The organism is Floricoccus penangensis (assembly GCF_001832885.1).
GTDB lineage: Bacteria > Bacillota > Bacilli > Lactobacillales > Streptococcaceae > Floricoccus > Floricoccus penangensis.
Window position 1 is genome coordinate 134,212 of the sequence record NZ_MKIQ01000028.1, and the last position, 26,846, is coordinate 161,057.

General features: G+C 31.2%; 25 protein-coding genes. 7 read left to right on the top strand and 18 right to left on the bottom strand.

All coding sequences use genetic code 11. The features are described from left to right. Positions 1–130: 130 nt before the first annotated feature. The 4 genes from BG262_RS07250 to BG262_RS07265 all read left to right on the top strand — a co-directional run bounded on the left by BG262_RS07250 (position 131) and on the right by BG262_RS07265 (position 2,567). A complete protein-coding gene (locus BG262_RS07250) occupies positions 131–535 on the top strand; it encodes an HIT family protein (protein WP_070788225.1) in 405 nt (134 codons plus the stop codon). Between the two features lie 18 nt (positions 536–553). After that, entirely contained in the window at positions 554–832 is a 279-nt protein-coding gene (locus BG262_RS07255) for a hypothetical protein (protein ID WP_070788226.1), read from the top strand. Positions 833–964: 132 nt separating this feature from the next. Then, positions 965–1,486, top strand: coding sequence for an RNA polymerase sigma factor (locus BG262_RS07260; protein WP_070788227.1), 522 nt, complete (start codon positions 965–967; stop codon positions 1,484–1,486). Continuing rightward, a complete protein-coding gene (locus tag BG262_RS07265) occupies positions 1,476–2,567 on the top strand; it encodes a hypothetical protein (protein WP_070788228.1) in 1,092 nt (363 codons plus the stop codon). Before BG262_RS07260 ends, BG262_RS07265 begins: the two co-directional genes overlap by 11 nt. Positions 2,568–2,644: 77 nt before the next feature. Here the strand turns inward: BG262_RS07265 and BG262_RS07270 are convergent, their stop codons facing one another. The 3 genes from BG262_RS07270 to BG262_RS07280 all read right to left on the bottom strand — a co-directional run bounded on the left by BG262_RS07270 (position 2,645) and on the right by BG262_RS07280 (position 5,822). Then, positions 2,645–3,964 carry an APC family permease gene (locus BG262_RS07270; RefSeq protein WP_070788229.1) on the bottom strand — a complete coding sequence of 440 codons (1,320 nt, stop codon included), beginning with the start codon at positions 3,962–3,964 and terminating at the stop codon, positions 2,645–2,647. A 102-nt stretch (positions 3,965–4,066) separates the two neighbouring features. Then, positions 4,067–5,011 carry a serine hydrolase domain-containing protein gene (locus BG262_RS07275; RefSeq protein WP_070788230.1) on the bottom strand — a complete coding sequence of 315 codons (945 nt, stop codon included), beginning with the start codon at positions 5,009–5,011 and terminating at the stop codon, positions 4,067–4,069. Between the two features lies 1 nt (position 5,012). Then, the gene (locus tag BG262_RS07280; protein WP_070788231.1) at positions 5,013–5,822 is read right to left on the bottom strand and encodes a CppA N-terminal domain-containing protein; all 810 of its coding nucleotides are present in this window, start codon (positions 5,820–5,822) and stop codon (positions 5,013–5,015) included. Between the two features lie 211 nt (positions 5,823–6,033). Here BG262_RS07280 and BG262_RS07285 point away from each other — a divergent pair, with 211 nt between their 5' ends. Continuing rightward, a complete protein-coding gene (locus BG262_RS07285) occupies positions 6,034–6,927 on the top strand; it encodes a sulfite exporter TauE/SafE family protein (RefSeq protein ID WP_070788232.1) in 894 nt (297 codons plus the stop codon). 124 nt (positions 6,928–7,051) lie between these two features. Beyond that, the gene (locus BG262_RS07290; RefSeq protein WP_070788233.1) at positions 7,052–7,726 is read left to right on the top strand and encodes a CPBP family intramembrane glutamic endopeptidase; all 675 of its coding nucleotides are present in this window, start codon (positions 7,052–7,054) and stop codon (positions 7,724–7,726) included. A gap of 163 nt (positions 7,727–7,889) precedes the next feature. Here BG262_RS07290 and BG262_RS07295 read toward each other — a convergent pair whose 3' ends face one another. The 9 genes from BG262_RS07295 to gla all read right to left on the bottom strand — a co-directional run bounded on the left by BG262_RS07295 (position 7,890) and on the right by gla (position 16,889). Continuing rightward, positions 7,890–8,744, bottom strand: a complete 855-nt coding sequence (locus tag BG262_RS07295; protein WP_070788234.1) for a helix-turn-helix domain-containing protein — start codon at positions 8,742–8,744, stop codon at positions 7,890–7,892. Further along, positions 8,728–9,591 (bottom strand): aminoglycoside 6-adenylyltransferase, encoded by an 864-nt coding sequence (locus BG262_RS07300; protein ID WP_070788235.1) that lies wholly within the window; start codon positions 9,589–9,591, stop codon positions 8,728–8,730. The genes BG262_RS07295 and BG262_RS07300 overlap by 17 nt, the downstream gene beginning before the upstream one ends. 23 nt (positions 9,592–9,614) lie before the next feature. Further along, a complete protein-coding gene (locus BG262_RS07305; RefSeq protein ID WP_070788236.1) occupies positions 9,615–11,195 on the bottom strand; it encodes an ABC transporter ATP-binding protein in 1,581 nt (526 codons plus the stop codon). A 126-nt stretch (positions 11,196–11,321) separates the two neighbouring features. After that, positions 11,322–12,902, bottom strand: a complete 1,581-nt coding sequence (locus tag BG262_RS07310) for an ATP-binding cassette domain-containing protein (RefSeq protein WP_070788237.1) — start codon at positions 12,900–12,902, stop codon at positions 11,322–11,324. Positions 12,903–13,150: 248 nt separating this feature from the next. Next, the gene (locus tag BG262_RS07315) at positions 13,151–14,071 is read right to left on the bottom strand and encodes a helix-turn-helix domain-containing protein (protein ID WP_070788238.1); all 921 of its coding nucleotides are present in this window, start codon (positions 14,069–14,071) and stop codon (positions 13,151–13,153) included. Next, positions 14,055–14,975 carry a helix-turn-helix domain-containing protein gene (locus tag BG262_RS07320; protein ID WP_070788239.1) on the bottom strand — a complete coding sequence of 307 codons (921 nt, stop codon included), beginning with the start codon at positions 14,973–14,975 and terminating at the stop codon, positions 14,055–14,057. Before BG262_RS07320 ends, BG262_RS07315 begins: the two co-directional genes overlap by 17 nt. Next, positions 14,959–15,525, bottom strand: coding sequence for an Rgg family transcriptional regulator (locus BG262_RS07325; protein WP_083312939.1), 567 nt, complete (start codon positions 15,523–15,525; stop codon positions 14,959–14,961). Before BG262_RS07325 ends, BG262_RS07320 begins: the two co-directional genes overlap by 17 nt. Before the next feature lie 113 nt (positions 15,526–15,638). Then, on the bottom strand, positions 15,639–15,875 hold the full coding sequence (locus BG262_RS07330; RefSeq protein ID WP_070788241.1) for a helix-turn-helix domain-containing protein: 237 nt from the start codon (positions 15,873–15,875) through the stop codon (positions 15,639–15,641). A 129-nt stretch (positions 15,876–16,004) separates the two neighbouring features. Continuing rightward, a complete protein-coding gene (gla, locus tag BG262_RS07335; RefSeq protein ID WP_070788242.1) occupies positions 16,005–16,889 on the bottom strand; it encodes an aquaglyceroporin Gla in 885 nt (294 codons plus the stop codon). 153 nt (positions 16,890–17,042) lie between these two features. Here gla and BG262_RS07340 point away from each other — a divergent pair, with 153 nt between their 5' ends. Next, positions 17,043–19,325, top strand: coding sequence for a Xaa-Pro dipeptidyl-peptidase (locus BG262_RS07340; protein ID WP_070788243.1), 2,283 nt, complete (start codon positions 17,043–17,045; stop codon positions 19,323–19,325). A gap of 30 nt (positions 19,326–19,355) precedes the next feature. Here the strand turns inward: BG262_RS07340 and BG262_RS07345 are convergent, their stop codons facing one another. From BG262_RS07345 to BG262_RS07370, 6 genes are all read right to left on the bottom strand, one after another. Beyond that, entirely contained in the window at positions 19,356–20,306 is a 951-nt protein-coding gene (locus BG262_RS07345) for a glycosyltransferase family 2 protein (protein WP_070788244.1), read from the bottom strand. A 107-nt stretch (positions 20,307–20,413) separates the two neighbouring features. Next, positions 20,414–21,448, bottom strand: a complete 1,035-nt coding sequence (add, locus tag BG262_RS07350) for an adenosine deaminase (RefSeq protein ID WP_070788245.1) — start codon at positions 21,446–21,448, stop codon at positions 20,414–20,416. A 147-nt stretch (positions 21,449–21,595) separates the two neighbouring features. Next, positions 21,596–22,126: an NUDIX hydrolase gene (locus BG262_RS07355; protein WP_070788246.1), complete on the bottom strand. Its 531-nt coding sequence runs from the start codon at positions 22,124–22,126 to the stop codon at positions 21,596–21,598. A 147-nt stretch (positions 22,127–22,273) separates the two neighbouring features. Then, positions 22,274–25,060, bottom strand: coding sequence for an isoleucine--tRNA ligase (gene ileS / locus BG262_RS07360; RefSeq protein ID WP_070788247.1), 2,787 nt, complete (start codon positions 25,058–25,060; stop codon positions 22,274–22,276). A 270-nt stretch (positions 25,061–25,330) separates the two neighbouring features. Beyond that, positions 25,331–26,041, bottom strand: coding sequence for a DivIVA domain-containing protein (locus tag BG262_RS07365; RefSeq protein ID WP_070788248.1), 711 nt, complete (start codon positions 26,039–26,041; stop codon positions 25,331–25,333). A gap of 12 nt (positions 26,042–26,053) precedes the next feature. Further along, positions 26,054–26,845: a YlmH family RNA-binding protein gene (locus BG262_RS07370; protein WP_070788440.1), complete on the bottom strand. Its 792-nt coding sequence runs from the start codon at positions 26,843–26,845 to the stop codon at positions 26,054–26,056. Position 26,846: the final 1 nt, after the last annotated feature.

Below are 26,846 nucleotides of genomic sequence, written 5' to 3' on the forward strand. Positions count from 1 at the left end.
TTAAGTTGTAATTTATTGTTTAAGAATCTTTTTGTTAATTTTTCAGTACTGAATAGCTCTTTTTTCTTTACAAGACTTATTGTTAAGCTTTTGCTATAATATAATTATAACAAATTCTGGGAGAAAATTTATGAACGACTGTATTTTCTGTAAAATTGTTGCTGGTGAAATTCCTTCATACAAAGTATATGAAGACGATGATGTGCTTGCATTTTTAGATATAACTCAAACTACACCTGGGCACACTTTAGTTGTTCCTAAAGAGCATAGTAAAAATGTTCTTGCAATGACTGAGAAACAAGCCAAAACATTGTTTGCTAAGGTTCCTGCTATTGCGCGTGCAGTAAAGGAAAAGACTGGTGCTACAGGTATGAATATTTTACAAAATAATGAAGAAATTGCTGGGCAAACTGTTTTCCACACTCATGTCCACTTAATTCCTCGCTATGATGTTGCTGATGGTCTTAAGATTGAATTTACTAACAATATGGACAAATTTGATTTAGCTGAACTAGCTGAAAAAATCCGTTTCTAAGACATTAAGGAGGATTTTATGTTTGAAGGTATTAAAAAATATTTCGTTGGTATTGGGCAGGATTTAAAGGCTCAAGCTACTAACATCAAGGATTTATGGGATGGTACACACGATATTAGTGACGATAAGAAAAAACTTGATCGTCAACTAGTAGATGTTAAAGTCGCTATGACTCAACTTGATAGATCATATAAAGAATACCGTCTACAGGTTGATCCACGACTCGATGAAATGAAAAAAATTACCAATCGAATGAAAGAAACATTTGATAATTCACCATTTGGTGGTAAAAAATAGTCTTAGTTTTTCTATAAATGAATTAAACTTAAAAGTACCAAGTTTAATTCATTTTTTGTTGTTTATTTTTTTAAACTTTTTATGAAACTTTCTAGGTCTTATTTCCGTCTAATATATAGTAAGGAGAATAGTATGGATAAAAAAAGGGAAATTTACTTAGTGAAAAAAGCTCGAAAGAAAAATGGTGATGCTTTTTGTGAGCTCACTAAATCTTACGAGAAGATTCTTTATAATTCAGCATATAAAATATTATTGAACAATGATGATGTACTTGATTGTCTCCAAGACACCCAAATTAGTGCTTGGTTAAATATTAAAAAATTAAAAGATAATTCAGCCTTTAAATCATGGATGTTTAAAATCATGATAAATAAGGCAAATGATATATTAAGAAAAAATAAAAAAATTATCGATTTCAATAAAAATGGTTTTGAAAGCATCTCTGAACCATCATATAGTATTGAAATGTATGAACAAATTAGCAATCTTTCTGAGCTATATCGTATCCCAATAGTCTTCTACTACTACTCAGGGTTTTCTATTACAGAAATTGCAGATCTAACCAATACTTCAAGCAATACTGTGAAGACTCGACTTGCCAGAGCCCGAGGTAAGTTAAAAATACAAATGGAGGATGATAGTTATGAAAGATGAAAAAAATATTCTTAATTTTTTAAAAGAAGAAAATGATGTCCCAAAAGATATTGCTGATAAATTAGAAGAAGATAGAATTTCTATTTTTAAAAATAATATAGGATCGAAAAAATACACAAATAAAAAATATATTTTTATTCTTTTAACCGCAGCAATAATATCCATTTTTATATTATTTAATCATGAAATTGCCTCTGCTTTCATGGATATCTTTGGAATTAGTAATGATATCGCTGTGTCTAAGGTTGAAGAAAAAGGAATAGACACTTCTCAAGACATCATAAGCGAAAGTAATTCAAAAAAAATAACTTTGACAAAATTTGTATCCACACCAAAAAAATACGCATTCGATTATAAAATTAAACTTTCAGATGATGAACTAAATACAATCAAAGAATTAATAAATAAACAAAAGGAATTTGATCCCAAACATCGTGAAGGGAATCAAGACATTGAATATACATTATCTGATTCAACAAATAAATCTCAAGAGACAGAAGGTGGATATTTCTCATATTCTACGTATCGTATAGAAGGAAATACCTTATATGGATCTGTAATCTCAACATTTACTAGTGATAGAATAGCTGAAGAGGCAAAGTTGTTTCTTAATATTAAAAGCCTTTCATGGGGTGATTACGAAATATTAAATAGTAACATTCAAAACGGTGAGCCTCCTTACGAACTTCCAACTGCTTTAAAATTTGAAGGAGATTGGATTTTCAAAATTTCTAATAAACCAGTTATTAACAAGTCTAAAGTTAAAATTTTTGATGATCGCAATATAAATAATATATCAGTAGATAATGATGCCTTACAAACTACAGTTAAATTTTCAATAAAAAATGAAACGTCCAAACCATACTATGTAGAAGTTTATAATGGAGAAAAAGTAGTGAAACCTATTATTGAATCTACAGAGGAAAGCAACGGAAATTTACAATCTTTTGAAATCACTATTGATTTTAGCTCCTATGATAAATCTTCTATCTATAAATTTGATGTTAAGGAAGTAAATGACATCAATACATGGGAAATGGGAGAAACAAAAGGAAGTTTTAAAATCCGTAATGTAAAATAATTTTTAATATAAGTTTTGTATTTTCAATATAAATATATATCATAAAATAACCTTGGAAGGTTAAATGTCTTCCAAGGTTATTTTTTATTCTTAACAGTTAAATAGTAAGCTGGTATTCCAAGTAATGTTGCACCAATTCCTATCATTGATAAGGTGAAATTTGTTGTTAACGAGCTATACATAATATATAAAGCACCAACTATTGCAATTATTGGAACTAGTGGATATCCAATTACTTTATAAGGTCTATTAGCATTTGGCATAGTCTTTCTAAACTTAAAGACTGAAATAAATAATAAAAGTGAGAACCCCCAAGTAACAAAAATGACTAAGTCAGTTAGCATATCGAATTGTTTAGTTAAAATCATTAATGATGACATAACCCCAATAATCAATGAAGCATTGAAAGGACTTGAAAACCTATTTAGCTTTTGGAAAAACTTATATTTTGGTAAATTTTCTTCTAAAGCAATGGTGTATGGTACGCGCACAGCAGAGAAGGTATAACCATTCATAGCACCATATACAGATATCAAAATTCCAATTGTTACAAGTTTGCCCCCAAAATTTCCAAAAATCATTTGAGCCACTTCACTTGCCGTATTTTTATTTCCAGCAATTGCTTCAACTGGCATAAATTTGAGCATTACAAAACTTATGGCTATATAAATAAACATTATTAGACTAAGTCCACCAATTATGGCCTTAGGAAGATCACGCTCAGGATGCTTCATCTCACCTGCAATATTTCCTACACCAATCCATCCATCAAATGCAAACATACTTGCTACTATTGCTCCTCCAAGCCCAGTAACAAAATTAATGTCTTTCCCTGCAGTGAATGGGAATAAAGAAAAATGAACTTCAGCTTTTGAAAGTAAACCAAAAATAATAATTAAAGCGATTGGAATCAATTTCAACACTGTAAATAATGATTGACTAAAACTAGCTACTCTAGTTCCTAGCGAATTTAAGGCAATAATTGATACAAGAATTATTAAGCTAATAAAAATAATATTATTACCTTGCTTCATTCCAAATAAATTTGTAAATTGAGTTGCCCATATAATCGCTAAAGCTGCGATTGAAGCTGGATAGTATATCAAAGTCTGAATCCAAGCAAAGAGGTAACCGACTAAACCACCATATGCCTTTTCAAGATACTTTACTGCTCCTCCAGTTTCAGGAAACATAGTAGCCAATTCAGCGACCGTAAGTCCTCCAGCAACTGTAAAAGTTCCTGCCAATATCCAAGCAAGAATTATTAAATTTGCACTCCCCGTTCGTTCAGCCATTGAGGCAATTTTAAAGAATACACCAGCCCCAATCACTGTTCCAACAACAGTAGATAGAGCACCCATCAAACCAACTTCTCGTTTGAGCCCATTTTTATCCATTAAATTATTTCTCCCTAATTTTTGTCAATAATGATCGGAACACTATTATTTTCATTATTCTATCAAAATATTAATGAAAATAAAATGAGAATTTTTACTTCTTTATAATTCATTTATCATTATATCAATTAAAAGATCACGATCTTCTATCCACTTTGCTCTTTCATCCTTTAAATGAACTCTATTACTTAAAAAGATTATCGCTTTTTTCTCTTTTAAATTAATGAGTATAAAGGTACCAGTATATCCTGTATGAAGTAGCCATCCATTTCTTAAATCCCAGGCTAGACTTCTCTCCTTATCTTGCATAGAAAAATTTTCATTCAGCTTTTCAATATTATCTGAAAAATAATATTCATTAAATAAATAATTTCTGACAAATTTTTCTAAATCAACAATGCTTGAAAATATTCCTGCGCTACCTGCATGGGTCCCAAGTAATCTAGCTTTTGGATCATGAATTTGCCCTCTTTGGATATCTAGGGAAGTAAGAACTGCATTTTCAACTGGTCCATAGGACGTTTCACTCATATCAAAAGGTACAAATACTTCTTCATGAATAATATCCTTTAAATTTTTTCCATAAATTTCTTCAAGCATGAAACCTAAAAGAAGAAAATTAACATCGGTATACTTGAATTTTTTATCTGGAGTAATACTAATATTATTCATTGCTTGCTTTAATTCTTGAGCGTTAAGGCTATCACGATTTTCAATATACGGATCGACCCCACTTGTATGGGTCAAGAATTCAACCACTTTCAATTTGTCATCATGAAAGGCTGGATAATAATCTTTCAGAGATTTATAAATATCAATATTGCCTCTAAAATAATCCCTAATTATTATGGTACCAACGCCTACAACCTTACTTACACTTGCTAAGTCATAAATTAAATTTGGTCTAGTAAACTTCTGATAAGGTTTAACTTGTTGATTTCCTAGATAATATCTATGAGTTATATTTTCATCAATAGTTGCAAAAGAAGCGCCTGGAAAGACGCCAGACGCTATATATTCTTTTATTTTTTTGATTGTTTCTTGCATTTTAAGACTTTACCTTACTTCTTTGAAACCATGTTTCAATACCTGAATTGTCTTTAACACTTAATATTTTACCTGGTTTATCAACATAAGTTTCATAACCATATGCTTCAAAACGTTCATTTGCTTCTTTTAAGTCAAAGTCTTCAGGAACATTCAATTCTAAGATTTCTAAATCCCATGTGTCCGCAGCATCTACAAGTAAGTCAGCTCCGTTTGATTCAATAAAATTAATACGAACAAATGGTAGAGTAATTGTATTTCCTTCTGGCATAATACCAAATACTTTAATATAAAATTCCATCGCCTTATCAACATCAGGAACATTAATATCTATATCGCTAACGCTGAACACTGATAATCCTCGAAAATTAATATCTGAAACGTATAATTCCATGGGGTTTCTTTCAATACGTTCTAAATTTGACAGATTATCTTCAGAATGGATTAAAATCAAATCATTTTCAGGAGAAGATGCTTCAAAAGCATATCCATTTTTTCCTTTATAATATTTTATATCATGTAAACTATCATGTTTTTTCATCAATTCTAATATCTCATCTTGTTTAGCTTTAAAGGATAAACGATTTAATTTCTTATGTCCATCAGAAACTTTCCTAGTCCACATACTTGGAGACTCTTCTAAAATAAGTTTTTCTTCTCTATTGGCATATCCACCAAGTATTGCGATAGCATTTTCTTCATATAAATTTTTAAACCCGAAAAACTGTTGGTAAAAGTCGATATTAAGATCTCTATTGTTTACACGTACAGTGGGAATAAAATTATTTATATCATTTATGATTTTATTCATCACATCTCCTTATGATTGTGCTCAGGCCATAAAAAAAGGGCGATAGAGCACCTATAATGTATATTGTATTTATAATTTACGCTTTTGTCAAAGGATTTAATATGTAATTTACTTTACAAATTTATTATAAATATAAACAAAATATAGTCTATTTTCTGATAATTATTCAAAATCAATTGACCTCAGTCATATTTATATATAAAATACCAATATGACTGAAAATTTTTTACTACATATTATTAAAATTATTGTTATTATATCTATTATTTTTACAGCATACACAATATTCAAACATGTATACGCTAAAAAAATCAATATTGTCGGAACACCTAAGAAATTTATTACGGCTTTTTTAATAGGTTTTATTACAGACTTACTTGATACATGGGGTATTGGCTCTTTTGCTACAACAACAACTCTTTTCAAAGCAACCAAATTTATCAAAGACGACAAATTCTTGCCTGGAACTATGACCGTAGCACATGCAATTCCAGTATTATTTGAAGCATTATTTTTCATCACGGCGGTAAAAGTTGAGATGCCAACACTTATTCTGATGACATCTTCAGCGATTCTTGGAGCATTCATCGGAACACGAGTTACGAAAAACTGGAATGCCAAGCTTGTCCAAAGAACTTTAGGATTTCTTCTTTTAATTGCTGCTATCGTAATGATTATAAGAATGATATTTGATCCAGGGACAAGTAATTCTATTGAAGTTCATGGACTTCATGGTACATGGCTAGTAGCCGGAATCATCTTCAACTTTACCCTAGGGATCCTCATGACTATGGGACTTGGAAACTATGCACCTGAACTTGTATTCTTTTCACTTGCTGGAGTAAACCCTTTGATAGCATTACCTGTAATGATGCTTGATGCTGCAATGGTTATGGTTACTAGCTCGCAAGAATTCATTAAAAGAGACCGAGTTGAGTGGAACGGGCTTCTTGGTATGATACTTGGTGGTATTATAGGAGTATTTATCGCAGCCAAAGTACTAACAGGAATTGATATTGAACTACTCAAAAAAGTAACAATTGTAATAGTAATTTACACAGGTATTTCTTTGATACATAGCTCCTTCAAAAAGAAAATTCAATAAAGTATTTTAAAATAAAATTACGTAAAAATACACAACTTAAATTCAAAATAGTAAGTATTAAGATTAAAAGCCTGATATGGCTTTTTTTATATACAAAATTAATTTACTCTGCTAAAATACAAGCATGAATATACTAAAAAAAATTATAAACTTTCTTAAGATTGTCATATGGAAAGCAAATTGGATTGGACTTTTTATTCTAAGTCAAGTTCCAATGGTTCTTTTAATGCTAGTACATAAGTTCACTAGTCCCCCAATATCCAATATTTTATTTATAGCAGGACTTCTAATTACAATACTTGCAACTTACTATTACGCAATATATTTACAGATAATACCTAAAATAAACATTAAATACTTTAATCTTAGTAAGATTGCACAAGGATTTATTATCCTTTTCATTGCTTCAGCAGCCTCTAGCATTATTTCACAGTTTTTAGGAAGCACTGACACCGCAAATCAGACAACTCTTAATGAGTTAATGTCAAAAGTTCCATTTTATGCTTTTGCACTTACAACTATCTCAGCAGGTTTCTTTGAAGAACTAGTATTTCGTGCTGGTATTTTCGAACTTCTATTACCCAAACATCCTAAAACTGCTGTTATTGTTTCTATGCTAATATTTGCATTACTTCATATCCACGGTTCAAGTGATTTGTTAAGTCTCATTCCTTACTTAGCAATGTCCGCAGCTCTTACAATACCTTATTATAAACATCGGAATATATATGTTAACATGTCAGTCCACGCGCTGTGGAATTGCATGGTAACATTTGCTTCTATGTCCATGCTAGGATAAAAAATACCAAATCGATTTTGATTTGGTTTTTTTAGTTCCTATATGAATATAGTTGATTTAAATACAAATATTTTCGTCTTCCTACACTGTTGATTACACTTAATAAGTAAGCTTATAGTATAAATCGCAATGATGTATCAATCTATTTTTTAGTTACTATATATTATGTTTCTAATTCATCTAGTTCTTCTCTTAATCTTTTTGCAATGGCTGGAAAATCTAATTTTTCATAAGCAATAATAATCTCTTTCATTTTTAATTTTAATTCTTCTTTGTTTGATTGAGTATCAGCAAAGCTAAACAAAAATATTTGTTTGATAAAATCAAAAACTATTTTTTCAATTGTAAATCCTTCTGATATATTTTCTTCAACTACCCTTTGATAAAAGAGCGCTTTAACCCTTTCATCATGTTTAATCATAAAGCGATAAACATTTATTAAAATTGTTAAAAAAAGTTTCTTATTCTGATATATATCTTTATAAAAATTAGTGCGTGAAATCATTTCTTTAGCTAAAGTATCTACTGCGTCAATTTTTAATTTTGATAGTGTATCGTTAAAAAGCAACAACTCATAAAAAGTCCAATTATCTACTGCCATCAAATAATTAATTACAAATTTTTTATCGTCATCTGATAATTTTCCTTGAAAATTTCGTATATAGATTTGATTAATCTTATCAGTAAAGTTCGGATTATTTTTTGCGAGTTCAATATCTAACATATTTTGTAGAGCATTTACATTTTGGAATTGAGCTGCCTTAATTGCCTTGTCATAAAATTCGTGAAAAGTTGGCTGCTGATAAGCATTTGCCATATAAGAAAATTCTTCAAAGGTCATATTTAAACGATCAATCACAGATAAAAGCCGATCAAAGGATAAAACTGTCTCCCCACGTTCAAACTTAGAGAGTTGCGCAAGAGTTACTTGCTCATTTGCCAAGTCCTTAAGTTTTAAACTACGTGCTTTTCTGACATCTCTAAAAAACTCACCAATTTCCTCATTTGATAATCTCATCAGTCACTCCCATGGATTGTAAATATTTGACTGGAACATCACTCAAATTAAGCAAATCATCCATTGTATAAATACTTAACTTATCAAGCTCTTTTAAATACTTAATTTCTAAGTTTTTCAATGTTCTCAATGCTGAAAATATCTTTTGCTCGCTACTCGTATCATACGACTCCTTAAGCAATCTCGCATCTTCCATATCAATAAAATCTAAAATTTTATTATTTGCTTTGCCAAGATTCCTTTCAAAACCATATTCAAAGCCAATATCCCAAGATATAAGCAAGTTCAACTCGTCTCTAACAAGATTTAATATCTCTTGACTATAAAGAAATTGTCCCCTCAGATTCGCCTTTAATACATTATTAAATTGCCAATAAAATTCTTTAACAGAATTTTCAATTTCAAGCTGGCTTGGTTTTATAAGATAATAATCGCGAGCATTGGGAATAATTTCAGATTCAATTAATCCTTTTTTATCAAAGATAATTTTAGTTAGACTATCTTCTGTAGGATAATTTTTGAGTAAGGACATATCCATTATTTGTAAGTCTAAACGGTTACCATCTTCGTATTGAACTAAGTATGTATATCCCTCTTTATTAGGATACATAAGAGGACCAGCTTGTCCCTCACCATCAGGTTCAGTCATAATCATTATTTTTCCAAAGCGTTCAAGAAAAGAAGGATTATCACGATATTTTGCTATATCATTTGTAAAAAAAACTAAATCATAATCTTGAAATTTATCTGGTGTGACTTCTGTGTTAACACGTGAACCATTCAAAGCTACAAGTTCAATATCTGTCGCTTCCTTATAATAATCCTCTATCTTTTCAAAAAAAGTCATTTGATTGCTCCTTTAAAACCATTTTACCTCAACTCAATAATCTGGTCAAAATCCTTTTTGCTTTCTTCACGTAAATGGTGGGTAATCATTATAACTGTCTTATCTTTCATCTTAAGAATTGTATCTTCAACCTTCCTTGCATTTTCCTTATCTAAACTACTTGTACCTTCGTCAATTAAGAAGATATTACGGTTAAAAAGTAATGCTCTTGCTAGTGATAGTCTTTGAGCTTGCCCACCAGATAAATCTCCTGTATCTTTAAGAATTGTATCATAGCCATCTTCGAGATTGTTAATGTAATCAGATATTTGAGCTTTCTCAGTGGCTTCTTTAATTTCTTGATCAGTAAATTCTAATCCCAAAGTTAAATTATTTCTCACCGTGTCTGAAAATATATGACTAGATTGATCTACTATTGAAATATTATTGTGTAGACTTGAAACATTTAACTCACTATATAGATCATTGTCAAAATTCAAATTCCCTTGGTACTTTCTTAAGTCTCCTATCAAAAGTTTCAAGAGCGTAGTCTTTCCTGATCCACTTGCTCCTATTAGTGCGTATTTTTTGCCTTTAGAAAAAGTAAATGAAGGGTAAGTAATAGTTGATTTGTCGTTGTATTTGTAAGTCAGATTATTGGAGCTTATAAGATTATCAAAGTCTTTAGATATACCTGAATCATCTCTTTCAATGACTGGATATTTATCAAGGATATTACCATTAGCTTTTGCGCGTGAATATGCTCCTACCATTATTTGAATACTATTGTAGAGTGAGCCTGATAGGTTTCCGCCAGTCATAATTGCTCCAACGGTCAATGAGCCTGATAAAATGTAGTAACCTGTCATTCCAATAATCGTCATTTGAGCTATGATATTAAGGAATAAAATCAGAACCATCATTGCTGCTTGAACCTTGGCTTGTTTAACTTTTGAATCTTTCAATTCCTCATACTTGTTTTTAATTTTTTCAATTAAAAGTACAGTCCTTTCATTATGAAATAATAAGTCAAAACCAGTTAGGTAGTTATTAGAAATTGAAGTAAATGACTCATTTTTTTCAGAAATATTTTCTACAGCCTTTCTCATTTTCTTATCAAAAATACTTGGAGCTACCGCCATGATTATACCCAAGATAATTGCAGTAATCGTGATCGTCCAATTAAGCTGTGTCAAGGCAGCAACTGTAAGGATTATAGCAACTATATTTTCAATAATACTATAGTAATTTTTAAATCCTTCTGCCTCGACCATGGCCAGATCATTCGTAAGCCATGAAACATACTCTTCCGATTTATGCGAATGAAATTGCTCGTAATCCATATTGGATACACTAGTCAAGATGTCTTCCCTAATATCATTTACCTGTCTTTGAGTAAGATCAGCTTGCAACACTTGTGCTAGATTTCCAACAATAATCATAACTATAAACAAAACTCCCATAATAATTACAATCTTGATAAAGTCTTCTTGCTTATGATTAGATAGAAAATTCATCATAGGTATTAATAATAAACTGGTAATTGTATTAATACCTGTTTGAATCACCAAAAGTACTATTAGCAATAAGTTCAGTCCTTTGTGTTTTAGAAAATATTTTTTCATGTCTTTCTCCTATCATCGCTTGATAGACATAGTATAGACTACAAAATTAACTAAAAAGGAAAATTATCATATTTAATAATTTTCCTTTAATTTCTTACTGTTTTTATTGAATATCGTGATTTTTAACTAAGAAAGCTCAATAACCTCATCAAAATCTTTCTTACTTTCCTCACGTAGATGATGAGTAATCATGATAACTGTCTTATCTTTCATCTTAAGAATTGTATCTTCTACTTTTCTTGCATTTTCCTTATCTAAACTACTTGTACCTTCGTCAATTAAGAAAATATTACGGTTAAAAAGTAATGCCCTTGCTAACGATATTCTTTGAGCTTGACCGCCAGATAAATCTCCCGTGTCTTTAAGAATGGTTTCATAACCGTTTTCTAAACTCTCAATATAATCTGTAATTTGAGCTTTATCAGTGGCTTCTCTAATCTCTTGATCAGTAAATTCTAATCCCAAAGTTAAATTATTTCTCACTGTGTCAGAAAATATATGACTAGATTGGTCTACTATTGAAATATTATTGTGTAAACTTGAAACATCTAACTCACTATATGAATCATTATCAAAGTTTAAATTTCCTTGGTACTTTCTTAAATCTCCTATCAGAAGTTTAAAAAGTGTAGATTTCCCTGATCCACTTGATCCTATTAGTGCGTATTTTTTGCCTTTAGAAAAAGTAAATGATGGGTAAGTGATAGTTGATTTGTCATTGTATTTGAAAGTCAGATTTTTGGAACTTATAATATTATCAAAGTCTTTTGAAATGCCTAAATCATCTCTTTCGACAACTGGATACTTATCAAGGATATTACCATTAGCTTTTGCGCGTGAATATGCAGAAATCATTGATTGAATATTGTTGTAGAAGGTTGATGATAGGTTGCTAACTGTCATAAATGCTCCTAATGCAAGACTTCCTTGGATTATGTAGTATCCTGTAAAACTAAGAGTTGATAGCTGTGCAAAAACATTTAAAGATAACACAGATGCCATCATACTTGCCTGAACTTTAGATTGGTTAATTTTAGCTTTCTTAAGTTTTTCATACACCTTTCTTATCCTAGTTATAATTACTAATGTCCTACCGTTATGAAAAAGAAGATCAAAGCCTGTAAGATAATTATTCGATATAAAAGTAAATTCTTCATTTTCTTCAGAAATTTTCGATACCGCTTTTTTCATTTTTTTGTTATAAATATTTGGTACTATTGCCATAATAGTTCCAAGAACAAAAACCGAACTTAAAACTATTAAATTTAACTGAGCAAATGCAAATAAAGTTAATATTATTTCTATAATACATTCAATAATAATATAATAATTATCAAAAACTTCCGTCTCTATCATGTTCATATCATTAGTTATCCAAGATACATAATCTTCAGCCTTTCTAGAATGAAACTCTTGGTAATCCATATTAGATATATTAACTAAAATATCATTTCTAATATCATTAATTTGTATTTGTGTAATATTTGCTTGCAATATGATTTTAAAAAAATTAGCAATAATCCATATTAAATATAATAATCCTAAAACTACAATTAACTTGAAAAACTTCAAACTTTCCCCACTTTTTAATGCTGATGTTAAAGGAATTATTAGTAGACTTGCTGATGTCTGCATAGTGGCAATAACAATTATAATTGTTAATAACAGTATATTTAGTCCCTTATGCTTTAAAATATATTTTTTCATTCTATACTCCATTCCTATTTTTTTATAAATAAAGTATAGGGTATGTGAATATAAAAAAGAGAAAATATCATATATGATATTTTCCCTAGATCTTTAACTTAAAAAACTACAATTTAGACTTTTTTCTTAATATAGTTGATTAAAATAGAAATACCTTTTTTTCTACCCTGTCGATTACACTTAAATAAGCAAGCTTATTAGTGTGAGTCGCAACGATGTATTAGTCTATTTTTAAGTGACTATAAATCCTAATCTGAATTATCATAAGGATTACCTCCACCTTTTGAATAATGATTAATTATATTTTTTAAATCGTATTCCAGTTGAGAAGAAAATTCATGTAATCCCAACTCTTCAAGATTTCCTATAATTTTCTTAATTTTCACAAGACCGTCCTGCGACTCATTAAAAACATAATCTTCTATTGCTTTAGAGCAGTCAAAAGAGATTTTCTCATAAAGGTAATTTGAATTACTTGGAAGTATCTCCTTTATTTTTTTCCTAAAAAATCTAGAAGTATCCTTATTACCAGTATGAATCATTACATTATAAATATTTAATAAACAAATGAGGACTGTCTTCTTATTTTCTAAAATATCTTGGTAAAAAGAATTTCTAAATATCATTTCTCTAGCTAATACATTGACAGTATCAATACTTATAAAATATATTATTTCATTGAACAAATATACCTCATAATTTGTCCACTCATCAATAGACATAAGATAATCCGCAACATACTTTGCATCTTGTCGATTTACCTTATAATCAGTTTTCAAAAACCAGTTTAATTTCCACAGATGAGATTCAACTAGTACTCTTTTTATTCTATCATCAGTAGTTGCATTTTCAACTAAAAATAATTGTTCTTTCATTTTCAATAGATGAAATTCATCTTTTCGATCATATGCATTTTCAATCTCCATAATGAAACTTTGAAAATTATTTAATTCATATCCGTTCATCGCATAGGCAAACTCTTCTATGCTCATATTTAGTGAATCAATTACTGAGAAAAGCCTATCAAAAGTCAGGTTAGAAATACCACGTTCAAATTTTGATAGTTGAGCTGCTGTTATATTTTGATCAGATATATCTTTTAAAGTTAATTTCCTTGCTTTCCGTATTTCCCTGAAAAAAATCCCAAGTTCTTCATTCGTCATCTTCATTGATCTGCTCCTTTAAAGGATATTTTTTTAAAATCAAATCATATTCAAATTGTAAGTGAGATGAAGTCCCATTAAGTTTTAATATTTTCACACCCGAAATTATTTTTTCCATTTCCTCCAGTGCTTGAAGTGATTGATTAATAATATAATCTTCCATACAAGTTGCAAAATCAAAGAATATCTTACAAGATATAAACTCTGATTCTGATGAACTAGATAAAATTTCTTCTATTTTTTTCCTATAAAAATGATAGCTATTATCCTTATTGAGAATCATCAAACAATATATATTGCATAGACAACTGAAAATAGCTTCTTTGTTCTCATGTATATCTTGATAATATGTATCACGAAAAATCATATCTTTTGCCAAGGTATTTATTGTCTCTATATTAATGAAATACATAATTTGATTAAGTAGTAATACTTCATAGTTAGTCCATATATCCACCGACATCAAATAATCTGCTACAAAATCCGCATCTTCTTTAGAAACTTTATATTCGCTTCCGATAAAACGGTTTAAATTTCTTAGATATGTGTCAATTAAAATTTTTTTCATTCTCTCGTCAGTTGTTGGATTTTCAATTGATGAATATTTTTCTCTTAATTGTAATAAGTAATTATCATTTTTTCTTCCTTGAGCATCATTTAGCTTACTTATGAAAGTCTGAAAGTCATTTAATTCATAACCATTCATTGCATATGCAAATTCTTCAATACTCATATTTAAGGCATTAATTACAGAAAAAAGTCTATCAAATGATAAAGCACTTTCTCCACGTTCAAACTTAGATAGTTGAGCAGCTGTTACAGTATCAGAGGCTACATCATTTAATGTCAGCTTGCGAGCTTTTCTAATTTCCCTAAAAAATAACCCTAGTTCTTCATTTGTCATTTTCATATATTGTCGTTTTCTCCTGTAATTGTGCTAACAAATTATCATACTGTGATTTAAGATGTGAAGAAATTTTAAATAATTCCAACTTACTTGTATAGTCTATAATATTTTCCATTTTATAAAGACCATCTTGCGAGTTATTGAATGTATAATCTTCAAAAGCGCTAGCAAAATTAAAATATATTTTTTCTTCTACAAGTCCAGAATAATCACTGAGCATTTCAGAAATCCTATTTTTAAAGAACCTACAACTTTGTCTATCCGACCCTAAAATCATTCTACAGTATATATTTATCAAAATAACTATACTAAATTGCTTATTATTTAAAATGCCATAATAAAAGGAATCGCGACATATAAGTTCCTTTACTAATGTTTTAACTGTTTCAATGTTCATCATCCACATAATCTCACTAAAAAGAACCATATCATACATAGTCCACTCATAAATAGACATTAAATAATCTGCAACAAAACGAATATCATCAGCTTCAATTTGAAAAGTTTCTTTTGAATACTTATTTAATTTGTAAAGAGTAGTTGATACAAATATTTTTTTATTCTATCATCACTAGTAAGATTTTCAAAATTACGATACTCTTCAAACATTTTTTATAACCGACTGATATCTCTTTGATCATATGCTTCAGATATTTGAAGTCCGTATTAGGTCAATTCATCATTTTCATAACCATTAATAGCATAGGAAAATTCCTCAATTGTTAAATGTAAATGATCAATAATATGAAATAAGCGATCAAAAGAAAGAACCGTTTTACCACGTTTGAATTTTGATAATTGAGCAACAGTAATATTATCCGATGCAATATCATTTAAAGTTAACTTGCGTACTTTGCTACTATCTCTGAAAAAAGATCCTATCTCTTCATTTGTCATTTTCATAATAAATCTCCAATGTCTTTTCATAATTTTATCACAAATATTTAATGACTGATAGTTAATATTAATCAGAATATATTGAAAATTATTTTTTCCATCAAAAAAACCAACCCAAGGTTGGTTGATTTAATATTAAGCATATAGAAGCTTGAATAAAGCTACTGCTGCTACTGATGCTAAGATTGGTGCTACAACTGGAACCCATGCATACCACCATTTGCTATCGCCTTTAGCTTCACCTAATACTGATTTTGGTAATAGGTAGTGAACCAAACGAGGACCAAAGTCACGCGCTGGGTTAAGACCTGGACCAGTAGGTCCTCCAAGAGCAGCTACTAGAGCCATAACTAGGAAACCAAGTGCTACGTGAGCTACTGCTTTAGAAGCAGAGCTAGCTCCAACGATTGATGTGATACCTGCTTGAATTTGTTGGTCGGTAGTCATTGTAGCAAGGTTTTGTCCTTGGCTAGTTAATAATTTACCAACTGATTTAACAATCTCAGCACCAAAGAAGTTGCTTGTGATTGAAACAGCAGCAAAGAATAAAACAAATGAACCTACAAACTCGTTAAGGAAACCATTGATTGTTGCTCCACGACGAGCTTCAACTGTTCCGTTATCGATATTATCAATTGTTGAAAAAGTACCCAAAACGTGGTTTGGATTTTCTGTTTTCAAGTAGTAAGGACGATATACAGAAACCAAAACTAGTTGTCCGAACATTGCTCCTAAAACTTGTGCAATAATATATTGAGCTACATGCGCCCATGGGAATAATCCAGAAACCGCAAGACCAAGAGTGAAAGCTGGGTTGATGTGGTTACCAGAAACGTTACCAAACATAAGTGCTGGGATCATTACACCCATACCATAACCCCATGCGATTGTCATCCAACCTGAGGCAAAACCTTTAGTACCTTTAAGGTCGACGTTAGCTACCGCACCATTACCTAAAATAATAAGTAAAGCCGTACCCAAGAATTCCGTAATGTACTTGACTGTCCATGTTACATCCATTAAAAAAACCTCCAAAAATTATCAATTCAAGTAATTCTAACAAGTTAAAAGTCTTTTGTAAAGAACTTCCAGAAGATGAAAACGCTTAAGTTAATAGAAAGTTTCTCATGTATGATATAATTTTACTAATAATGCATCCAGAAAGGTAAAAGAATGAAATTTAACCAATTTTCGATCGTAAAAAAAGAAAAAGCAGAGCAACTTGATGAACTTAAAAATCTTGGATTTTCAGTAGATAGAGATTTAACAGAAAAAGAAATATTAAATGATTTTCTCGTAAAGATTCCCTTCGATTTATCAACTCTTCAAGCAACAGACTCACTTGATTATTTTGAGTTTATTCAAAGTGATGAAGATTTAACTTGGGATATTTTTTATACACTTGCCCTACAACTTTTAAATTTTACAGCTCACTTTGATTTTCAAATTAATGAAGCGTTTAAATTTATTAAGGAAGTAAATCTTCCAATTTATGATAAAGATCCTTCAGTGAATAAAGACAATGTCTGGCAAGCAATATATCTTTTACTGGTAACTCGTACTAAATATGGAGTTATTCTAATTGAAAAATTAGTATCAGAAGACTTTTTACCTATGGATAATAACTACCACTTCTTCAACGATAAGAGTCTTGCTACTTTCGATACAAGAGATTTGATTAGGGAAGTTGTCTATGTTGAGAGTCCAGTTGATACAGATAATAACATGGAATATGATTTAATCAAGGTACAGATTATTCGTCCAAAATTTGATGGTAAACTTCCTTCTGTTATGACAGCTAGCCCTTATCATTTAGGAATTAATGTTAAGGCAAATGATGACCAACTTCATGATATGAACGTTGAATTGATTCAAAAAGAAAGTCATGAAATCAAAGTTACCGATGAAATTTCAGAATTTCCGAAATTACCTGAGAAAGCTATTCTTATTCCTGAATCTGACGAAACTGAAAAGTTCACCCATGGTTGGACTTATACTCTCAATGATTATATGCTTGCTCGAGGATTTGCATCTATCTATGTTGCCGGTGTTGGTACACGTGGATCTGATGGTTTTATGACATCAGGAGACTACCAACAAGTAGCAAGTGTAACTGCAGTAATAGATTGGTTAAACGGACGTGCTAAAGCCTTTACCGACCGCAAACGCACTTCTCGTGTTGTAGCCAACTGGTCAAACGGTAAAGTAGCGATGACAGGTAAGTCTTATCTTGGTACTCTAGCATACGGTGCAGCAACTACTGGTGTTGATGGTTTAGAAGTTATCGTTGCCGAAGCTGGAATAACTTCTTGGTATGACTATTATCGTGAAAATGGAGCAATTTCAAGTCCTGGTGGCTACCCTGGTGAAGACTTAGATGTACTTGCTGCGTTAACATATTCAAAAAATCTTGATGCAGCTGACTACCTCAAAAACAATGACTTTTATCAAAAAGAACTTTCTCAAATGACCTCTGATATCGACCGTACAACTGGTGATTATAATCAATATTGGCACGATAGAAACTACAGACCACATATCAATAAAGTTAAAGCAGATATTATCGCTGTTCACGGCCTACAAGATTGGAATGTTAAACCAATCCATGCCTTTGAATACTTAAAAGACCTTCCTGAAAATGTCACTAAGCATGCCTTCCTCCATCACGGAGAACACATCTACATTAATAACTGGCAAAGCCTAGACTTCTCTGAAACAATTAACACTTATTTCACAGCAAAACTTTTGGATCGTAAGCTCAATCTTGAATTGCCTGAAGTTGTATGGCAGGAAAATAATATTGAACAGTCGTTCAAGTCACTTGATAGATTTGGCGAAAAGGATGCAACTAGCTTTAAGCTTGGCAGTGAAATTTCAAACTTTGAAAATCAATACGAGCAAGAAAAATACGATAGCTATAGCAAAAACTACCGTACATTTATTACTGACCTCTATACAGATAAGGCTAATGCTTCTGTAATTGATATAAATATTGATGATGATATTTTAATTAATGGTCAAATTCAGCTTAATTTGAAGGTAAAACTAAATGACAGTAAGGGACTACTTTCAGCACAAGTTCTTGAATATGGTGACAAAAAACGTCTCAATACTTTAGCAACTATGCTTGAACCAAAAGAAATTGATTTAGGACATAATTTCCAATTTGATGATTTAAAAGAATTGAAACTTGCTGATTCTCCTTATAAATTAGTATCAAAAGCCTTATTAAATCTTCAAAACCGTAATGGTCTACTCCAAGTAGATGAAGTACCAGCTGACACATGGATGGATGTGAAACTTGACCTTCAACCAACAATTTACCAATTGAAAAAAGGTGATAGTCTAAGAGTTATTATATATAGCACTGATTTTGAACTTACAGTCCGAGATAATAGACAAGCAACTTATGAAATAGACCTAAGTCAATCAACAATCACATTGCCACATAATTAAAAAAGATGAACTCTCCGGAGTTCATCTTTTTTATTTCATAATAGTTAATTTTTTCAAATCTTTTTCAGTCTCACGAACAACATAAATTGGACGACTTTTTGTCTCTAAGAAAATTTTACTAATATACTTCCCAATAATTCCTAACATTAATAAATTAATTCCGCTACAAAATAGAATAATTATCACAAGCGAAGGCCATCCATTTGTGCTATCACCAAATACCAATGTGCGTATAACAATAAATATCGCCCCAACTATCGAAATGAATACTGAAAGCATACCACCATAAGTAGCAATATTTAATGGCGCTTCTGAAAAATTAATAATACCTTCCAATGAATATTTTAATAATGACCAAAAATTCCAGCTAGTCTCACCAGCAACTCGTTCACGATTCTCATACTCTAAATAAATTGTATTGAACCCAACCCATGTAAAAATACCTTTCGAAAAGCGATTATATTCCCTTACTTCTAAAATTGCATCCACCATTTGCCTAGTCATCAATCGAAAATCACGCGCACCGTCAACCATTTCAGTTTGCCCAATTTTATTAATTATTTTATAAAACATACGTGCAAAAAAACTACGGATTGGTGGTTCACCAGTACGACTAACTCGACGACATCCAACACAATCAATGTCTGGATCTTGAATCTTCTCAAACATCTCTATCAATAATTCTGGCGGATCTTGTAAATCAACATCCATAACAGTTACATAATCACCAGTAGCATTTTCAAGACCCGCATACAAAGCAGATTCCTTACCAAAATTACGTGAGAATGAAATATAATGAACGTTATTATTTTCTTTCGCTAAGTCCCTTAAAATATCTAGCGTCTTATCCTTACTTCCATCATTAACAAAAATATATTCAAAATCCAAAGGTAGCCCTTCGTTTACCTTTTGCATTTCAGCAAAAAATAATGGAATTGACTCCTCTTCATTATAACAAGGTACAATTACTGATAATTTCATTACTATCTCCAAATTTCTTTTACATAAATTTTTCTAAATGCTCTTTCTATTATTTTACCATATCTTACATAAGTTGTCGCTTTCCCACAAAAAATACAGCAAGGTGATTAACCAAGCTGCTTGTATTCTAATATGATTTTATCAAGTAAAAATTTTTTTTCAGTACCTGTTACAAATGAACCTTCTATAGCATTAATATTTACCTTCAAAAAATCATCAAGTGTAAAATCATACCAATCTCTGATTTTCCTATATTCTTTCACTAAGTTTGTATCACTTACAGTTCTATTATCAGTATTAATAGTTACTGCAACACCTGCATCGAACAGTTCTTTAAAGGGATATAATTCCAAACTTTCAATTGCCTTAGTCTGAAAGTTACTAGTTGGAGCCATTTCAAAGGTTATATTTTTTTCTTTAAGAAAAGAAAATTCATCAGGATTCTCATGAATGGCAACACCGTGACCAATTCTACTTGCTCCGAGTTCAATTGAATCAAAAATATTTTGTGCACAGCCACATTCACCAGCATGAAGGGTTAAATTCACCCCTTTTTGCTTAACTTTTTCTAAGAGAGGGGCAAAAAGTTTTGGTGGGAAGTTCTCTTCATCACCAGCCAAATCGAAACCAACTATATAGTGAGAAATTAGATTTTCATCCTCTTCCGCAAAAATGTCCAATAAAGTCATTAGTGTACTAACGCTTTCATGACGTAAGCCACATATGAGACCACGGACTTTAATATCAAAATCAGCTTCTGCTTGTTCAAAACCTTTGCAGATAGCTTTTGTGACTTCAATAATATTTAGGTCTTTTTTTGTATGGTGCATTGGGGCAAAACGAATTTCAATATATTTAACATTTTCATCAGCTGCCTGTTTAGCGACATCATATGCTGCTAGTTCAAGATTTTCTTTTGTTTGTAAAAGGGGTAATACGTAATCAAAACACGATAGATAATCAAGTAAAGAATGAGTTTCTCGAGGTGCATGAATATTTGCTTTTAAATCCTCATCTTTTTCTGGAAGTTGAATATTTTCATTTATTGCCATCCGTCTAATTGCGTCTACTGATAATGAACCATCTAAGTGACAGTGTAATTCAATTTTTGGCATTTCTTTAATAATCTTATTGTCTAGCATTTTTCATCTCCCAAAATTATTTCTCACCATAATACGACTTTTTGTAATTCTAGTCAAGCAGTTTTTTGATTTTTCAAAGTTTTATATAGAAGAAACCGAACTATATTTTCTGAAAGTAGAAATTTAGTTCGGTTTAGTTCTAAAAGATTATTTAATAAATAAATTTGAATTATTGAATAAATCACCAATTGCTTGCTGAAGGATAATCTTATCCCTTAAAGTTAAAAACTTCTGTTGTTCAGTTTCTGGAACTTGGCTTAGTAAAATCTTAATTCCTTCAAATAAGGGATACCAGCTTATCTGAAGACCATCTTCTTCCTCGTGTATATCCAAATTTTGGTTTTGTACATTTTTATTGCACAACTTTGCCAAGAAACAATGATTTATTTGCTTATAGTCTTGCTTATGTCGTAATTCAACTACATCAGGAAGTTGTTTTATTATTTCACAGCTCAATCCCGCTTCTTCTAATACTTCCCGTTTAAATGACTTAGATGGTTCTTCATCATTTTCAATTCCACCACCTGGCAATGTATAAAGATTGTATTTCAAAAATTTTTCAATCAGAATTTCATTTTTATCATTTAATACAATTCCTCGACTAGCATTACGAACTTGCGAAAACTTAATTGATTGATTATCACTTTCCTCATCTGAAATAATGATAGATTTGTTCATTCCATATCTCAATCATAATATTAAAATAGTATTTAATTTTATAATAAAACTAGTAGTGTTTCGTTGTCAGCTACTAGTTTTATTTATATTTGAAAGCAAAAGTAACTTTGGAATCAAAATTATTATTACCACTTGCACGGCAAATTTTTAAGCTTCAAATCCTTCTGTTAATACTTCAGGGAATTCTTCTGTTACGATGTCTGCACAACGTTTACAGAAGTGTGCGAGGTGTTCGTTTTCACTTTGTCCAACTGTTAAGTCAGTACGACGACAACGATCACATACTTCACCTTCAGCATGTTTAACTGAGATAGCCGCATCTTCAAATTGTTGAGCATCTGCTGGTGCGTCACCATTAGCTACAACAAATTCTGAAACGATTAGAAGTTTTGCAATATCTTCATTCATAGATGCAAGAAGAGTTCTTACAACTTCGTTCGGATAAACAGTAACACTTGCTTCAAGCGATTTACCGATTACTTTTTCATCACGGGCTACTTCAAGAGCTTTCAATACTTCATCGCGAAAGTCCATAAATGCTGACCATGTATCAGTTAATTCTTGTGAATTAACATACTCAACAGTAGTTGGCATTTCAGCAAGATATACGTACTCTTCTTCTTCATCCAAATATGACCAGATTTCTTCGGCAGTGTGAGGGATGATTGGAGACAATAATTTAGTAAGTTTAACCAAAATTTCGTTAAATACAGTTTGCATTGAACGACGTGCTTTACTATCAGCTCCTTCGATATAAACAACATCCTTAGCGAAATCTAAGTAGAATGCTGATAGATCATTTGTTAAAAAGTTAAATACTGTCTTGTAAACAGTCATAAAGTCATATTTATTATATGCTTCAAGAGAGGCAGCTACAACTTCATTCAAACGGTTTAAGATATATTTGTCTGATCCTTGTAATTCATCATAATCAACACTATTATCATTTTTAGAAAAATCACTTGTATTTGCGATTAGGAAACGAAGAGTATTTCTGATTTTACGATATGTTTCTGATACTTGACCAAGAATTTCCATTGAAACACGTACATCGCTTTCAGCATCAACACTTGCAACCCAAAGGCGAAGGATATCAGCACCGTATTGTTTAACAACTGTTCCAGGTGCGATGATGTTTCCGATTGATTTAGACATCTTACGTCCTTGTCCATCAAGAACAAAACCTTGTGAAAGAACTGCTTTATATGGAGCAACACCATTGATTGCTACACTTGTAGTAATACTAGAGTTGAACCAACCACGGTATTGGTCACTTCCTTCAAGATATAAATCAGCTGGGAATGATAATTCTTTACGTCCACGAAGAACTGCTTCATGTGAAGAACCTGAATCAAACCACACATCCATGATATCTTTTTCTTTAGTGAACTCACCATTTGGTGAACCTGGGTGTGTAAATCCTTCAGGAAGTAAATCCTTAGCATCACGTTCCCACCAAACTTTCGAACCGTGTTCTTTAAATAAATCAGCAACATGATTAGTTGTTTCTGGAGTAATAATTTCAGATCCATCTTCAGCATAGAAGATTGGAAGTGGAACACCCCAAGCACGTTGACGAGAGATTACCCAATCACCGCGATCGCGAACCATATTATAAAGACGAGTTTTTCCCCAAGGCATTACCCAGTCAACTTTTTCAACTTCTGATAAGATATCTTGACGGAATTTATCAATTGAAGCAAACCATTGAGGAGTAGCACGGAAGATGACAGGTTTCTTAGTTCTCCAGTCATGAGGATAGCTGTGAGTAAAGAAACTTAATTTAAGTAATGCACCTTTTTCTTCAAGTAATTCTGTAACTTTTTTATTACCTTCATCATAGAATAGCCCTTCAAAACCTGGTGCCTCGTCTGTATAGTAACCACGGTCATCAATTGGACTTAATACTGGAAGATTATATTTACGACTGAAGAAATAGTCATCTTCCCCGTGTCCAGGAGCTGTGTGGACTAAACCAGTACCACTATCAAGAGTTACATACTCAGCATTCATTACAAGACTTTCACGATCATAGAATGGGTGACGAGCTACCATTCCATCAAGTTCACTTCCTTTGATAGTTTGAATAACTTCATAATCAGTCCATTCAAGGTTTTCAGCAACGTCATTTAATAAATCACTAGCAATAAGGAATTTACGTCCGTCTACAGCAACTAAAACATATTCATAATCTGGATGAGTAAAGATACCCATGTTTGATGGAATTGTCCAAGGAGTAGTTGTCCAGATAACAAATTCAGTATCCTCTGGTAATTTACCTTTAGTATCTACAGCTTTAAAAGCTACATAAATTGATGCAGATCGTACATCTTGGTATTCGATTTCAGCTTCAGCTAAACTTGACTCACTTGATGGAGACCAATAAATTGGTTTTTGACCTTTATAAATGTATCCTTTTTCAGCCATTTTGCCAAAAACGTGAATTTGAGCTGCTTCATAACTTGGATCAAGAGTAATATATGGATTTTCCCAATCACCCATAACACCAAGACGCTTAAAGTCTGCCCTTTGCGTATCAACTTGACTAAGAGCATATTTACGACATTCTTCTAAGTAATCTAGAAGATCCATTTCTTTACGTTTAACACCATTTTTTGCCAATACTTGTTCAATTGGTAGTCCATGAGTATCCCATCCTGGAACGTAAGGAGCACGGAAACCTGCCATATTTTTATAACGAACGATTATATCTTTTGAAATTTTATTTAATGAATGTCCTAAATGAATATTTCCATTAGCATATGGAGGTCCATCATGTAACATAAATGATGGTTTGCCTTCATTTAATTCTTGACGTTTATTGTATAAATCAGCTTCTTCCCAGTTTTTTTGCCATTCTGGCTCTTTATTAGGAAGACCAGCTCGCATTGGAAATCCTGTTTTCCCTAAGTTTAAAGTATCTTTAACTTTCATTAATCTTTACCTCGTTAATTTTTTATTATAATTTTTTAATATAAAAAAAACGATCTCTCGTCAAGGGACGAAAGATCGTGGTACCACCCTAATTTATATGATAAATAAAGTTTATCATATATCTCAAACTCTTAACGCGAGTCACGTTCCAACTTACTTATTTCAGGAGGAATTTTAATCAGATGATAAAAGACAGTGAGTAATTACAAGGCTTACACCATTTCCTTGTTCGCTTTAAATATCAAAGTCTCTCTTGTTCTGAAATTTTATTTATTTTGTTTCTTTCGTAGCTTCTGAATCAGCATCACTTTCTTGATCTAACTCAATATCTTCTGTCGATTTTTCAGCATCAGCATTTTCAGCAAGTTGTTTTGCCGCTGCTTTGATTTCTTCTGCTGGTAGTTTTGTTGTATATTGTTGATTACCAAGAGCTTCGGCAATAACGTTTTTCAGAGTTTCATCATGCATTGGGATATATGTTGATACTGGTTTAAAAATTTCATCCCAATCTTCATTGTTAATGTTGTCCATTTGTGCTTGAACCAACAGCTGTATTTTTTGATGATATGAACGCATATTTCTCTTCAAATCATCTGTTTCTTTAACTAGTCGGACTGCATCATTACGAGCCGTATCAAGAATCAAAGCTCCTTCTTTTTTAGCACCTTCAATAATAATATCAGATTTTTGACGAGCATCAGTTAAAATGTTATCAGCTTCGCTTTCGGCTTGTGCACGAACATTATCTGAAGTATCTTGAGCAATGATTAATGATTTATTCAGAGAATCTTTCATTTCTTCAAAGTAGCTAACTTTTTCTTTTAAATGTTTGTTTTCTCTTTCTAAATCTTTAACTGTTTGCGCATATTCATCATAATCACGAATGATTATATCCATGAACTCTTCAACTTCTTTTTTACTATAGCCACGCATTTCTTTAGAAAAAACTTTATTTTGGATATCTAAGCTATTTAAAACCATCACATTCCTCCATTATTTTTTATTTGTAATTTCGACTTCAACTCTATTCTTATCTTTTTTACTTAAAGAAAGCTTATTTATCAAAGTGAATCTCCCATATCCCCTAACACTTACCAAATCATTGATTTCAAGAATAGTTTCTTTTCGTGCTTCTAGTGAATAATTTAATTTAACAAATCCTTTATCAATTAAATCTGCCGCTATCTTTCTTGAAATATTAAAACTTGAAGCCACAAGTTTATCAAGGCGTAGACTAGAAACAACTAACACTTTTTGTCTGGTATTAGAACCATTATTACTTATAGTTATTAACTTATCAAAAGGAACCTGATATAATTTTACACCTAATTTACCTATTTTACTAATATTTTCAGATAAAAGATTAGTAAATTTAGAATCTACGAAAAATTGAGCGCGACTATCAGAAACTAAAATATCACCAATTTTATTTCTTTCAAGTCCAGTTTGCCCCAGAATTGTTCCTAATATTTGTGGATGACCAATTTTTGCAAATTTACTAGGGAAATCAATTTCTATCAAAGATAATTGAAAATCATCAAGAGTAAGTTCATAAAAATTCGGTGCTAAAATAACTTTTACCATTTCAGTTCTCACTGTATCAAAACTTGAAAATATTTTTATGTCAGCTCCATTAGCCAATGATTTCAATATCTCAACTTCCCTAGGATTTAAAAAATTGGTAGAGATAACTTCGTAATTTTCTTTTACTCGATCTATCCAATCGCTAGCTCTATCAATAAATGCCTTCTCTTCAGGTTTAAAATGCTGATAAATTTCATTCATA

Excerpts from the sequence above, each read along its gene's own strand:
- BG262_RS07250 (WP_070788225.1), top strand. The coding sequence starts at position 131 with ATGAACGACTGTATTTTCTGTAAAATTGTTGCTGGTGAAATTCCTTCA.
- BG262_RS07255 (WP_070788226.1), top strand. The coding sequence starts at position 554 with ATGTTTGAAGGTATTAAAAAATATTTCGTTGGTATTGGGCAGGATTTA.
- BG262_RS07260 (WP_070788227.1), top strand. The coding sequence starts at position 965 with ATGGATAAAAAAAGGGAAATTTACTTAGTGAAAAAAGCTCGAAAGAAA.
- BG262_RS07265 (WP_070788228.1), top strand. The coding sequence starts at position 1,476 with ATGAAAGATGAAAAAAATATTCTTAATTTTTTAAAAGAAGAAAATGAT.
- BG262_RS07270 (WP_070788229.1), bottom strand. The coding sequence starts at position 3,964 with ATGGATAAAAATGGGCTCAAACGAGAAGTTGGTTTGATGGGTGCTCTA.
- BG262_RS07275 (WP_070788230.1), bottom strand. The coding sequence starts at position 5,011 with ATGCAAGAAACAATCAAAAAAATAAAAGAATATATAGCGTCTGGCGTC.
- BG262_RS07280 (WP_070788231.1), bottom strand. The coding sequence starts at position 5,822 with ATGAATAAAATCATAAATGATATAAATAATTTTATTCCCACTGTACGT.
- BG262_RS07285 (WP_070788232.1), top strand. The coding sequence starts at position 6,034 with ATGACTGAAAATTTTTTACTACATATTATTAAAATTATTGTTATTATA.
- BG262_RS07290 (WP_070788233.1), top strand. The coding sequence starts at position 7,052 with ATGAATATACTAAAAAAAATTATAAACTTTCTTAAGATTGTCATATGG.
- BG262_RS07295 (WP_070788234.1), bottom strand. The coding sequence starts at position 8,744 with ATGAGATTATCAAATGAGGAAATTGGTGAGTTTTTTAGAGATGTCAGA.
- BG262_RS07300 (WP_070788235.1), bottom strand. The coding sequence starts at position 9,591 with ATGACTTTTTTTGAAAAGATAGAGGATTATTATAAGGAAGCGACAGAT.
- BG262_RS07305 (WP_070788236.1), bottom strand. The coding sequence starts at position 11,195 with ATGAAAAAATATTTTCTAAAACACAAAGGACTGAACTTATTGCTAATA.
- BG262_RS07310 (WP_070788237.1), bottom strand. The coding sequence starts at position 12,902 with ATGAAAAAATATATTTTAAAGCATAAGGGACTAAATATACTGTTATTA.
- BG262_RS07315 (WP_070788238.1), bottom strand. The coding sequence starts at position 14,071 with ATGAAGATGACGAATGAAGAACTTGGGATTTTTTTCAGGGAAATACGG.
- BG262_RS07320 (WP_070788239.1), bottom strand. The coding sequence starts at position 14,975 with ATGAAAATGACAAATGAAGAACTAGGGTTATTTTTTAGGGAAATTAGA.
- BG262_RS07330 (WP_070788241.1), bottom strand. The coding sequence starts at position 15,875 with ATGAAAATGACAAATGAAGAGATAGGATCTTTTTTCAGAGATAGTAGC.
- gla (WP_070788242.1), bottom strand. The coding sequence starts at position 16,889 with ATGGATGTAACATGGACAGTCAAGTACATTACGGAATTCTTGGGTACG.
- BG262_RS07340 (WP_070788243.1), top strand. The coding sequence starts at position 17,043 with ATGAAATTTAACCAATTTTCGATCGTAAAAAAAGAAAAAGCAGAGCAA.
- BG262_RS07345 (WP_070788244.1), bottom strand. The coding sequence starts at position 20,306 with ATGAAATTATCAGTAATTGTACCTTGTTATAATGAAGAGGAGTCAATT.
- add (WP_070788245.1), bottom strand. The coding sequence starts at position 21,448 with ATGCTAGACAATAAGATTATTAAAGAAATGCCAAAAATTGAATTACAC.
- BG262_RS07355 (WP_070788246.1), bottom strand. The coding sequence starts at position 22,126 with ATGAACAAATCTATCATTATTTCAGATGAGGAAAGTGATAATCAATCA.
- ileS (WP_070788247.1), bottom strand. The coding sequence starts at position 25,060 with ATGAAAGTTAAAGATACTTTAAACTTAGGGAAAACAGGATTTCCAATG.
- BG262_RS07365 (WP_070788248.1), bottom strand. The coding sequence starts at position 26,041 with ATGGTTTTAAATAGCTTAGATATCCAAAATAAAGTTTTTTCTAAAGAA.
- BG262_RS07370 (WP_070788440.1), bottom strand. The coding sequence starts at position 26,845 with ATGAATGAAATTTATCAGCATTTTAAACCTGAAGAGAAGGCATTTATT.